General features: G+C 71.5%; 11 protein-coding genes and 1 pseudogene. 9 read left to right on the top strand and 3 right to left on the bottom strand.

What is annotated here, in order from left to right; all coding sequences use genetic code 11:
- Nucleotides 1-189 (bottom strand): annotated as a pseudogene (locus STRIP9103_RS36950) (P-loop NTPase); the annotation flags it as partial.
- A gap of 11 nt (nucleotides 190-200) precedes the next feature.
- Complete coding sequence (locus STRIP9103_RS36945; RefSeq protein WP_009332557.1) at nucleotides 201-1,532, bottom strand: MFS transporter; 1,332 nt, start codon at nucleotides 1,530-1,532, stop codon at nucleotides 201-203.
- 240 nt (nucleotides 1,533-1,772) lie between these two features.
- Between STRIP9103_RS36945 and STRIP9103_RS36940 the strand changes: the two genes are divergently transcribed.
- On the top strand, nucleotides 1,773-2,393 hold the full coding sequence (locus STRIP9103_RS36940; RefSeq protein ID WP_063747351.1) for a helix-turn-helix domain-containing protein: 621 nt from the start codon (nucleotides 1,773-1,775) through the stop codon (nucleotides 2,391-2,393).
- 55 nt (nucleotides 2,394-2,448) lie between these two features.
- On the opposite strand, the gene STRIP9103_RS36935 is transcribed toward STRIP9103_RS36940, so the two are convergent.
- Entirely contained in the window at nucleotides 2,449-3,255 is an 807-nt protein-coding gene (locus tag STRIP9103_RS36935) for an IclR family transcriptional regulator (RefSeq protein WP_048821654.1), read from the bottom strand.
- Nucleotides 3,256-3,485: 230 nt separating this feature from the next.
- On the opposite strand from STRIP9103_RS36935, the gene STRIP9103_RS36930 reads away from it, so the two are divergent.
- The 8 genes from STRIP9103_RS36930 to STRIP9103_RS36895 form a co-directional block, all read left to right on the top strand.
- Nucleotides 3,486-4,862 (top strand): aromatic ring-hydroxylating dioxygenase subunit alpha, encoded by a 1,377-nt coding sequence (locus tag STRIP9103_RS36930; protein WP_009332541.1) that lies wholly within the window; start codon nucleotides 3,486-3,488, stop codon nucleotides 4,860-4,862.
- Nucleotides 4,859-5,206 (top strand): bifunctional 3-phenylpropionate/cinnamic acid dioxygenase ferredoxin subunit, encoded by a 348-nt coding sequence (locus tag STRIP9103_RS36925; RefSeq protein ID WP_009332553.1) that lies wholly within the window; start codon nucleotides 4,859-4,861, stop codon nucleotides 5,204-5,206. Before STRIP9103_RS36930 ends, STRIP9103_RS36925 begins: the two co-directional genes overlap by 4 nt.
- Nucleotides 5,203-6,423 (top strand): NAD(P)/FAD-dependent oxidoreductase, encoded by a 1,221-nt coding sequence (locus STRIP9103_RS36920; RefSeq protein ID WP_009332543.1) that lies wholly within the window; start codon nucleotides 5,203-5,205, stop codon nucleotides 6,421-6,423. Before STRIP9103_RS36925 ends, STRIP9103_RS36920 begins: the two co-directional genes overlap by 4 nt.
- Nucleotides 6,424-6,549: 126 nt before the next feature.
- Nucleotides 6,550-7,101, top strand: coding sequence for a 3-phenylpropionate/cinnamic acid dioxygenase subunit beta (locus tag STRIP9103_RS36915; protein ID WP_009332555.1), 552 nt, complete (start codon nucleotides 6,550-6,552; stop codon nucleotides 7,099-7,101).
- A gap of 58 nt (nucleotides 7,102-7,159) precedes the next feature.
- Entirely contained in the window at nucleotides 7,160-8,026 is an 867-nt protein-coding gene (locus STRIP9103_RS36910) for an alpha/beta fold hydrolase (protein ID WP_009332536.1), read from the top strand.
- Nucleotides 8,026-8,868 (top strand): SDR family NAD(P)-dependent oxidoreductase, encoded by an 843-nt coding sequence (locus STRIP9103_RS36905; protein ID WP_048821651.1) that lies wholly within the window; start codon nucleotides 8,026-8,028, stop codon nucleotides 8,866-8,868. Before STRIP9103_RS36910 ends, STRIP9103_RS36905 begins: the two co-directional genes overlap by 1 nt.
- Nucleotides 8,869-8,915: 47 nt before the next feature.
- Nucleotides 8,916-10,493: an acyl-CoA synthetase gene (locus STRIP9103_RS36900; RefSeq protein WP_009332544.1), complete on the top strand. Its 1,578-nt coding sequence runs from the start codon at nucleotides 8,916-8,918 to the stop codon at nucleotides 10,491-10,493.
- Nucleotides 10,490-10,913, top strand: a 424-nt coding sequence (locus tag STRIP9103_RS36895; RefSeq protein WP_048821650.1) for a GNAT family N-acetyltransferase, incomplete at its 3' end; no start/stop codon positions are given. The genes STRIP9103_RS36900 and STRIP9103_RS36895, both read left to right, overlap by 4 nt.

Raw genomic sequence — 10,913 nt, 5'->3', positions numbered from 1 at the left:
GACGGCGATGGAGCCGGCCCGCTCGGCGACCTCGGCCGCCGCCTGCTGAGGGGTCGTCACGACCAGGATCTCGGCGTTCGGGACGAGCTGGGCGACGGAGATCGCGATGTCGCCGGTGCCGGGCGGGAGGTCCAGGAGGAGGACGTCCAGGTCGCCCCAGTAGACGTCCGCGAGGAACTGCTGGAGCGCACCCACGCCGGTCAGATGTCGAACTCCTTCCCCCGCGTCTCCGGCAGTGCCAGCACGCACACCAGGCTGACCAGACACAGCCCACCCGCATACGCGCCCAGCGCCAGCGGTGACGCCCAGTGGCTGTTCAGCCATGTGGCGACCAGCGGAGCGAAGCCGCCGCCGAGGGTGTTGGCGAGGATGAACGTCGCGGAGGCCCCGGTGTAGCGCAGCCGGGCGGGGAACAGCTCCGGCAGGAACGCCGCGATCGGCGCGAACATCAGCGTGAAGAAGACCATGCCGACCGTGAACGCCCCGGTGATGACGAGCCCGTTTCGCGTGTTCAGCGACCCGAACATCGGCAGCGCCCACACCACACATCCGATGGCGCCGGTGAGGATCACCGGCCGCCGGCCCACCCGGTCGGCCAGCCGTGCCGCGGGAACCGTGGCGGCGGCAGCGGCGGCGGCCCCCACGCTCGCCGCGGCCAGCATGGTGTTCTGGGCGATACCGAGGGCCTTCGGACCGTACGACAGGCTGTAGACGACGGTCAGGTAGTAGACCGACGAGCCACCGATCCCCGCGCCGATGCCGAGCAGCAGCCGACCCGGGTGCTCCTTGATCAGCGTGCCGAGCGGGAACCGGGGCGCGGCGGGCGCGGCGCCCGCCGTACGGCCGCGCTCCTCGAACACCGGCGACTCCGTGACCCGCGTACGCACCCAGAGCCCGATCACGATCAGCAGCGCGCTCAGCAGGAAGGGCACCCGCCACGCCCCGGCCGCGAAACCGTCCCGGCCGGCGATCGACAGGGTCGGCAGGATCACGGCGCTGGACAGCAGGAAGCCCAGCAGCGGGCCGGCCTGCGGGATCGAGGCGAACATCGCCCGGCGCCCCGGTGGCGCGTGCTCGGCGGCCAGCAGCACCGCGCCGCCCCACTCGCCGCCCATGCTGACGCCCTGCAACAGGCGGAGCAGCACCAGCAGCGTGGGCGCGAGCAGCCCGGCTGTCTCGTACGTCGGCAGCAGTCCGACCCCGACCGTGGCGACACCCATCAGGACCAGCGAGACGACCAGCGCCCGCTTGCGGCCCAGCCGGTCGCCGATCGTGCCGAACAGCACCACGCCCACCGGGCGGGCCAGGAACGCCGCCGCGAAGGTGAGGAAGGCGGCCAGGGTCTGGAGGGTGGCGTTGCCGGAGGGGAAGAAGGCCGGGCCCAGGACGAGGGCGGCGGCGGTGCCGTACACCGCGAAGTCGTAGTACTCGACGGTGGTGCCGATGAGGCTCGCGACGGCGACCCGGGACACCGTGCGCCGGTCGCTCCGGCCGGGCTCGGTCTGTCTGGGCGATTGGACGGACTGGGACATGGAGCGGCTCACTTCCGGTTTCACCTGCGGTGTCGGATGGTGGTGATCCACACCACAGCGGGGACTTGGTGCGCAGAAAGGTGGCGTCTGGCCGAGAGCCACGCACGCGCTCGTGCCGCCCTCCGGCACAGGGGAAGCGACCGGGCCGTGCGGGCTGCGTGGCAGCGGCGGAAGTACCCGCAGGGAGCGCTAGGGGTGACCGGGGGTCGTCGCTTTCCGGCCTGCGCCTAAAGTGGTGGCGTGTCCTCAGGAAACACCGTGGTCGCGCGCAACGTGCGCCTTCTCAGAGAGCAGCGTGGGCTGTCCCTGGCCGAATTGGCTCGGCAGGCGGGGCTGGCCAAGCAGACCCTGTCCAATCTGGAGCAGGGCACGGGCAATCCCACGGTGGACACCCTGTTCTCCATCGCCGCCGCGCTCGGCGTGCCGGTCACGCGGCTGGTGGCGGAGCGCGAACAGGTCATGACCGTGCAGCGGGGAGACGACGTCACCTGGCACCGGCACGGTGGCTACGTCTCACGCTCGCTGGACCACATCTACGGTTCCGGTGTCATCGAGAACTACATCGTGCGCATCGGCGGGGACGCTCAGGACGGGGAGGGCGCCGGGAAGCCGACCGAGCCGCACCCGGTGGGCACCCTGGAGCATCTGTACGTCATCAGCGGCCGGGTGCGCGTGGGTCCCGCCGACACCCCGGTCGAGCTGTCGGCCGGCGACTTCGTGCGCTACCCGGGCGACCGTCCGCATGTGTACCAGTCGCTGGACGGCGAGAGCGTCGTGCACATCGTGGTCAGTGTGCCGAGGGTGCAGCCGGGAACGGGCGGTACGACCGTGGCGCGCACCCACGGCGGCAGCCAGCCCTGAGCGGCGGACCGGCGCCGGGCGCCGGCCGCGCGACGGGCCGGGTGTGGAACCGGGGTCAGACCCTGGACAGAGCGCCGACCCCGGCCGGTACCGTCTGGCGGGCCTTGGCCGCGTTGATCGTCCGGCTCGCCTCGAAGGCGACGCGGCGCAGGGCCGGGGCGTAGCGGGCGGGGTCGAAGCGGCGGTCGGCGCCCGCGATGGAGAGGGCCGCGACGGGACGCCCCGCGGGCCCCATGACCGGCACGGCGACACAGGTCAGACCGAGCGCGGCCTCCTGCCGGTCGTACGCGATGCCGTCCTGGCGGATACGGCGCAGATCGGCCCGGAACCGGTCCGGGTCGGAGAGCGTGTACTCGGTGCGCGCGGTCAGCCCCGCCGCGACGGCCGCCTCGGCGGCGTCGTGGTCGAACGCCAGGAGGGCCTTGCCGACCCCCGTGCAGTAGGCGGGCAGCCGGGCGCCGATCCGGGAGGGCGAGCGGGCCGCCCGGTGACCGTGGAGCTTGTTGACGTAGACGATGTCCGTGCCGTGCAGCACGGCCAGGTGCACGGTCTCGTGGGTCAGTTCGTACAGGTCGGCCAGATGCGGCAGCAGCCGCTCCTGGAGCAGCGGGGTGCTGGTGCCGTAGGCCCGGCTGCCGATGTCGAAGAGCTGCGCGCCCAGCCGGTAGTCGCTGCCGACCCGCTCGACGAGGTCGTTGCGCTGGAGGATGCCCAGCAGCCGGAAGGTCGTCGACTTGCTCATCCGGGTGCGCCGGGCCAGCTCGCTCACGCCGATCTCCCCGTCCAGCTCGGCGAGGGACTTCAGCAGGGTGAGCGCCTTGTCCACGGCGGTCTGCTGTTCCGGTGCGGTGTTGAGTGGCATGCATGCTCCGATGACGATCATGGCGGCCCGGCGACACATTAAAATGGACGCGCGTCCAATGTAGGTGACTGGCTTCCGGGTTGTAAACGGGTCGGGCACCTACTCGTGCGCGATACGGCCGACCCGACGCCCACGCCGCTCCCGCCTCCCCGGCACGAGGGCCGGAAGGCCGTTCCACATCCCGGCACGATCGCTGGGCAGGGCCTCGCGGGGCGACGTCTCCTGTGGCCATGCAGCGACATCACACCGGGCTCCAGCCATCGCCCGTCGACGTCGGCCCCTACTTCGACCTCGACCAGGGGCTCGTCGACCGCACGATCTTCAGTGACGCCGGCCTCTACCGGCAGGAGCTGCGCCGTGTCTTCGCGCCGAGCTGGCTGTTCCTCGCCCACGAGAGCCAGTTCGCCAAGCCCGGCGACTTCTTCACCACGTACATGGGTGAGGACCCGGTGATCGTCACCATGGGTCGCGACCGGAAGCTGCGCGCGTTCCTCAACGCCTGCCGCCACCGGGGCATGCGTGTCTGCCGCGCCGACGCCGGCGCCACGAAGGCGTTCACGTGCAGCTACCACGGCTGGGCGTACGACACCTCCGGCAAGCTCATCAACGTGCCCAACGGCGAGGACTACCCCGCCCACTTCGACCGGGACCAATGGGGACTGATCGAGGTCGCCCAGCTCGACACGTACAAGGGACTCGTCTTCGCGACCTGGAACCCCGAGGCACCGCCGCTCGTCGAGGCGCTCGGCGGGCTGGCCTGGTACCTGGACGCCATGCTCGACCGGGACCCGGAGGGCACCGAGGTCGTCGGCGGGGTGCACAAGTGGGTGCTGGAGGGCAACTGGAAGCTCGCCGCCGAGCAGTTCGCCTCCGACTGGTACCACGTCAACATCTCGCACGCCTCCGCGCTGATGGTCATGTCGCCCACCGGCAAGGGGCCCAAGGCCGAGATCGTGCAGACACCGGGACGGCAGTACACCGACCCGCTCGGCCACGGCCACGGCTTCCCCACCCACCCCAAGAGCCGCTTCGACGACCGGATCGTCCACGACTGGTACGACTACGAGGCCCTGCGTGAACGCCTCGGCGACGCCCGCGTCGAGGGCCCGATGACCACCGGGCACGGCACCGTCTTCCCCAACTTCTCCTATCTGCCCGTCAACGGCTCCATCCGCGTCTGGCACCCCAAGGGCCCGGACCGGATGGAGGTGTGGGCCTGGACACTCGTCGACAAGTCCATGCCGGACGAGGTCAAGGACGCCCAACGCATCTACAACCTGCGGACGTTCGGGCCGACCGGCACCTTCGAGCAGGATGACGGCGAGAACTGGAGCGAGGTCCAGGCCACCGCCCACGGCTTCGTGGCCGGCTCCATGACCCTCAACTACCAGATGGGGCTGGGCCTTCAGACGAAGGACGGTGTTCACCCCGGCACCACCGGCCGCCTCTACAGCGACGGCGCCGCCCGCGGCTTCTACGCCCGCTGGCGCGACCTGATGAACACACCCGCGTGGCACGAGAAGAGCCGGGAGAACGGCCGCGAGGCGGAGCGGGACGAGAGCCGGGACGCGGGCCGGGAGAAGAACTGCGAGAAGGACGACTCATGAGCACGACCAGTACCGGTATCCGCGTCGCCGACGTGGGCGACATCGAGGAGGGCGAGGCGCTGAAGGTGTCCGCCGAGGACACCGGCCACGGTGACGCCATCGCCGTCTTCCACGACGGCGGCGCCTACTACGCCCTCGACGACACCTGCTCCCACGGCCAGGCCTCGCTCTCCGACGGCTGGATCGAGAACGGCGAGGTGGAGTGCCCCCTGCACAGCGCCCGCTTCTGCCTCAAGTCCGGCGAACCGCAGTGCATGCCCGCCACCGTCGCCGCCCGCACCCACCGGGTCGAGGTCCGCGACGGCGGCATCTGGCTGCACCCCGGGGAAGAGGCCACTCAATGACCGTCCCGCGCCGTGTCGCCCTCGTCGGCGCCGGCCTCGCCGCCCTCTCCACCTGCGACGCCCTCCGCGCCCAGGGCTACGACGGCGAACTCGTCCTGTACTCCGCCGAGCGCGGACTGCCGTACGACCGGCCGCCGCTCAGCAAGGACGTGCTCCTGGGCAAGGCCCGGCGCGAGGACGTTCTGCTGCGGCCGGAGCAGTGGTACGAGCAGCAGCGCGTCTCGCTCCGCGAGGGAGCCCCGGTCCAGGCGATCCGGCCGGGTGAAGGGGGCCTGGAGCTGCACGACGGCTCCGTCGTGACCGCCGACCGGATCGTGCTGGCCACCGGCGGTACACCTCGCGCGCTGCCCGTACCCGGCGGCGACGATCCCGCCGTACATCTGCTGCGGACCTGGGAGGATGCCGAGCGGCTGCGGGAACGGCTGCTGCCGGGTGCCGTGGTGGCCGTGGTCGGGGCCGGGCTGATCGGCGCGGAGACCGCGGCCGTGGCCCACGCCCTGGGCTGCCGGGTCACCCTGGTCGATCCGGTGCCGGTGCCGCTGACGGCGGTGGTCGGCGACGACATCGCCGGGGCACTGCACCACAGGCACTCAGCCGAGGGCATCGACGTGATCACGGCGGGCGTCGAGCGTGTCGAGCGCCGGCCGGGTGGTTCCGGTGTGCTGCTGCACTTCAACGTGGACGGTGGGCCGCTGGCCGCCGACCTGGTGGTGGTCGGGATCGGCATCCGGCCGGCTGTGGAGTTGGCCGAGGCCGCCGGGCTCTCCGTGGACAACGGGGTCGTGGTCGGGGAGGGGCGGCACACCTCCCACCCGAACGTCTTCGCGGTCGGGGACGTCGCCCGCCGGGAGGGGCATCCGGTGCGGCACGAGCACTGGGAGGCCGCCCAGCGGGATGGTGAGACCGCGGCGTACGGCCTCCTCGGCCGGCCTGCTCCGGAGTTCGGCGCGCCCTGGTTCTGGTCCGATCGGCACGGGGCGCGTCTGGAGGCGGTCGGCACGATGGCCGACGCCGAGCGGGCCGTGGTGCGGGGCACGCCTGAAGAGGGCGCCTTCACCGTTTTCGGCCTGCGCGACGGGCGGCTGGTGGCCGCCGCCGCGATCGACCGGGGCCGGGACATCAAGGCCGCGCGTCGGCTCGTTGACCGCCGGGTGGAGGTCGATCCCGGGCAACTGGCCGATGAGAGTACCGACTTGCGTGCGCTGCTTCGGCGTTGACGGTGCCGTCTCTTGCCCGGTGGTCAAGAGGCGCCCCCCGTGCCGTCCACCGGCACACGGCCTCCCCCAACCAAACCCCCATTCGCTGGAATGACAGCCGAGCGTGGCCCCGCAGGAGGACCCACCATGAGCATTCACCCCCCTGAACCGGCCCCGGCGGTCGTCGACGAGGAGATTCGGCTGCACTTCGAGGTGCAGCGGCTGTACGCGGTCGAGGCACGGTTGCTCGATCAGCACCGGTATGCCGACTGGCTGGAGCTGTTCGCCGACGATCTGCACTACTGGGCGCCGGTGCGCACCAACCGGCTGCGGCGGCAGCAGGCGCTGGCTGACGGGTCGCCCGGTGAGGTGGCGATCTTCGATGAGACCAAGGCGAGTCTGGCCTGGCGGATCCGCCGCTTCGACTCGGGCATGGCCTGGGCCGAGGACCCGCCGTCCCGGACCCGGCATCTGATCACCAACGTCCTGGTGCGGCCCGCCGACGAGCCCGGTGAGTACGTCGCCGAGTCGGCCTTCCTCTGCTACCGCAACCGGCTGGAGCGCGAGGTCGACATCTACGCCGGCGGCCGTACCGATGTGCTGCGCCGCACCGAGGCCGGCGGTCTGCTGATCGCCCGCCGCACGATCCTGCTGGACCAGAACGTCCTGCTCGCCAAGAACATCAGCACCTTTCTGTGAGACCCCTGGGTCTCGTCATCCGTATAAGCCCTTGAGTTCTGCGAACCGGAGCCCGCTCGTGACCACTGAAGAGACCACAGAGGTGAAGCTCGTCGAGCACACCGTGCAGACCACGCTCGGGAGCGTCGCGGTGAGCGAGGCCGGTGCGGGGCCCGTGCTGGTGATGCTGCACGGCGGCGGGCCCGGCGCGAGCGGGGTGGCCAACTACCACCAGAACCTCGCCGCCCTCACCCCGCACTTCCGCGTCGTCCTGCCCGACCAGCCCGGTTTCGGCGGCAGTTACCGGCCCACCGAGGCGGATCTGGACGCGCGCAGCATCACCGAGATCACCGTCGACGCCCTTCTGCAGACCTTGGACGCCCTCGGCATCGACCGCTTCCACCTGCTCGGCAACAGCCTCGGTGGAGCAGCCGCCATCGCCACCGCGCTCGAAGCGCCCGACCGGGTCGAGAAGTTGGTCCTGATGGCGCCGGGCGGCGGTTGGCTGCCGTTCGGGCCCACGCCGACCGAGGGACAGAAGGCGATGTTCCGTTACTACAACGGCGAAGGCCCGACGGTGAAGAAGATGCGGGACTTCATCCGCGTCATGACCGCAGAGCCGAAGCGCTGGGAGGACACCGTCCAGGCCCGCTACGAGGCCTCCCTCGACGAGTCCCACATCGCCTTCTACCACGCCTACAACGCGGCCTTCGCCAAGCGGCACGGCATGGACCCGCTCTGGCAGCGCGTCCACCGGATCAAGGCGCCGACCCTGCTGCTGTGGGGCCGCGACGACCGTACGATCACCCTCGACGGCGCCCAGCTCATGCTCAAGCAGATCCGCGACGTCCAGCTGCATGTGTTCGGCGGCTGCGGCCACTGGGTGCAGCTGGAGCGGCAGGCCGAGTTCGAGCGGCTGGTCACCGACTTCCTCGGAGCCCGGTGATGGGCGGCTGGCTGGCGGGCGACGTCGCCCTGATCACCGGCGGCGGCTCCGGCATCGGCCGCGCGGTCGCCCTGCGCTATCTCGCCGAGGGCGCGAGCGTCACCGTCCTCGGCCGGAGCGCCGAACAGCTCCAGGAGGTCGTCGAGGCCGCCGGGGAGCTGGGGGAGCGGGTGCTGACCGTCCCCGGTGACGTGCGCTCCCCGGACGATCTGCACCATGCGGTGGAGGCCACCGTGGAACGCTTCGGGAAGCTCGACGTCCTCGTCCCGAACGCCGGAATCTGGGACTATCACCGCAGCGTCACCCGGCTGACCGGAAAGGAGCTCTCCGCGGCGTTCGACGAACTGTTCGGCATCAACGTCAAGGGCTATCTCCTGGCCGTGGAGGCCGCCTGGCGTGAGCTGGTCCGCACGCGCGGGAGCATCGTCATGACCCTCTCCAACGCCTCCTTCCACACCGACGGCGGCGGCTCCCTCTACACCGCCAGCAAACACGCCTGCCTCGGACTGCTCCGCCAGTTCGCCTACGAGCTGGCTCCGAAGGTCCGCGTCAACGGCGTCGCCACCGGCGGTATGCGCACCAAGCTGAGCGGCCCCGAGACCCTGGGCCTGCACCACCGCACACTGGAGGCGTCGTTCGCGAAGAACGAGGCGTCCGGAGAGAAAAGTCCACCGCTCATCCCCCTGTACGACTCCAGCGTCGAGCCCGAGGATTTCACCGGGCCCTACGTCCTGCTCGCCTCCCGCGCCAACAGCGGCACCGTCACCGGAGCGGTCATCCCCGCCGACGGCGGCATCGCCGTACGCGGCTTCCGCACCGCCGCCGGCGGCATCGGTCTGTAGTAGAAACCCTCCGCTTCCGTACGACAGCCATAGAAGGAGCCGACGCCATGGCCGCCGTCGACATCAGCCCCGCAGCCGCCCTGCACCGCAGAGCGAAGTACCCCACGGCCACCGCCCTCGTCTACGAGGGACAGGAGTTCTCCGCCGCCCACCTCAGCCGCACCGCGGTCGAGCTGGCCGCCGGACTGGCCGAGCAGGGGCTGCGCCGCGGTGACCGGATCGCCTACCTCGGCTTCAACAGCGTCACCTTCCTCCAGACGCTGTTCGCCGCCGCCCACCTCGGGGCCGTCTTCGTCCCCGTCAACTTCCGCCTCGCCGCCGACGAGGTACGCCACATCCTCATCGACAGCGGGGCCCACACCCTGGTCGTCGAGGAGGGCCACCGCGAGCTCGTGGAGTCCGTCCTCGACGACGTCCCCGCCCGCCACCACCTGCTGATCGACACCGACCCCGCCTGCCCCGCCACCGGGGCGACCGCGGCCGTCTGGACCCCGCTGTCCCGGCTGCTCGGCGCGGACCGGCCCACCAGGGAGCCGGTGCCGCTGTACGACGACGACCTCGCCGCCCTGATGTACACCTCCGGCACCACCGGGCGCCCCAAGGGCGTCATGCTCACCCACGGCAACCTGTGGTGGAACGCCGTCAACGTGGACAGCGTGGTCGACACCCGCACCGACGACGTGAACCTGGCCGTCGCCCCCCTCTTCCACATCGGCGGCCTCAACGCCCTCACCCTGCGCACCCTGCTGCGCGGCGGCACGGTCGTGCTGCGCCGGGCCTTCGACCCCGCCCAGTTCCTCGACGACCTCGTCCAGCACCGGGTGACCTCGTTCTTCGCCGTCCCCGCCATGTGCGCCGCCGTCGCCCGTGTGCCCGGCTTCGCCGAGGCCGACCTGAGCGCGCTGCGCGCCGCGGTCGTCGCGGGCGCCCCCGTCCCGCCCCAGCTGATCAAGGACTACGCCGAGCGCGGCATCATGCTCCAACAGGCCTGGGGCCTCACCGAGACGGCCCCCTTCGCCACATATCTCCCGGCCCCGCTGACCCTGGAGAAGACCGGATCCGCGGGCGCCCCGATGCCGTACACGGAGATCTGCCTCACCCACCCCGGCACCGGCGCGCGGATCGACGAGGCCGACACCCGCGGCGAGATCTGCGTCCGCGGCCCCAACGTCACCCCCGGCTACTGGAACAACCCGGACGCCACCGCCGCCGCCTTCGACGACGTCGGCTGGTTCCACTCCGGCGACATCGCCCACCGCGACAAGGACGGCTTCTACTACATCGTCGACCGGCTGAAGGACATGATCATCAGCGGCGGCGAGAACGTCTACCCGGCCGAGGTCGAGCGCGTCCTCGCCGCCTGCCCCGGAGTCCTGGAGGCGGCCGTCATCGGCGTCCCCGACCCCAAGTGGGGCGAGACCGTCCTGGCCGTCCTCACCTGCGCCCCCGGAACGGTCCTGACCCTGGAGGAGGTGCGCGAGTACGCCGGCGGACACCTCGCCCGCTACAAGCTCCCCACCCGCCTCATGCTCGTCGACCACCTCCCACGCAACGCCAGCGGCAAGCTCGCCAAGGCCGAACTGCGCCGCATGGCCGAGACCGAGCCCGCCACCGACACCGCGTGAGCCGCGCCGTGATCACGCCCCTCGACGTACCGCCGCCGCCCGCTCCCACCCTCGACGGCGACTGGACCCTGCGCCCACTCGTCACCGAGGAGCCGGCCGTCCGCGCGTACGCCGTCACCCCGAGCGGCGGCGGCACACCGGTCCAGCTGCGGCTGTACCGAGTCCAGCACCATCCACTGCGCGCGTGCTACCCGCATGGCGCGCATGACATCGCCGTGCAGCTGGTGCCGGCGGAGGCCGCCGAGAGCCCGGTCGCCCAGCTGCTGAACGCCCTCGTACCGGCGCTGTTCACCGCCGATCCGCTCTGCCGCCGCGTGGTCGCGGCCCCGGCGGAGGACGACACCGCCGCTCAGGCAGCCTTCGAGGCCGGCGGCTTCCGCCGCGTCACCGAGGCGGACCTCCCGACCGGCACCGTAGTCC

The sequence above is a fragment of the Streptomyces ipomoeae 91-03 genome (assembly GCF_000317595.1).
Lineage (GTDB): Bacteria > Actinomycetota > Actinomycetes > Streptomycetales > Streptomycetaceae > Streptomyces > Streptomyces ipomoeae.
The sequence above is the reverse complement of the archived record's forward strand: the minus strand, read 5'-3'. Positions and strand labels throughout refer to the sequence as shown.

Excerpts from the sequence above, each read along its gene's own strand:
- STRIP9103_RS36945 (WP_009332557.1), bottom strand. The coding sequence starts at position 1,532 with ATGTCCCAGTCCGTCCAATCGCCCAGACAGACCGAGCCCGGCCGGAGC.
- STRIP9103_RS36935 (WP_048821654.1), bottom strand. The coding sequence starts at position 3,255 with ATGCCACTCAACACCGCACCGGAACAGCAGACCGCCGTGGACAAGGCG.
- STRIP9103_RS36930 (WP_009332541.1), top strand. The coding sequence starts at position 3,486 with ATGCAGCGACATCACACCGGGCTCCAGCCATCGCCCGTCGACGTCGGC.
- STRIP9103_RS36925 (WP_009332553.1), top strand. The coding sequence starts at position 4,859 with ATGAGCACGACCAGTACCGGTATCCGCGTCGCCGACGTGGGCGACATC.
- STRIP9103_RS36920 (WP_009332543.1), top strand. The coding sequence starts at position 5,203 with ATGACCGTCCCGCGCCGTGTCGCCCTCGTCGGCGCCGGCCTCGCCGCC.
- STRIP9103_RS36915 (WP_009332555.1), top strand. The coding sequence starts at position 6,550 with ATGAGCATTCACCCCCCTGAACCGGCCCCGGCGGTCGTCGACGAGGAG.
- STRIP9103_RS36905 (WP_048821651.1), top strand. The coding sequence starts at position 8,026 with ATGGGCGGCTGGCTGGCGGGCGACGTCGCCCTGATCACCGGCGGCGGC.
- STRIP9103_RS36900 (WP_009332544.1), top strand. The coding sequence starts at position 8,916 with ATGGCCGCCGTCGACATCAGCCCCGCAGCCGCCCTGCACCGCAGAGCG.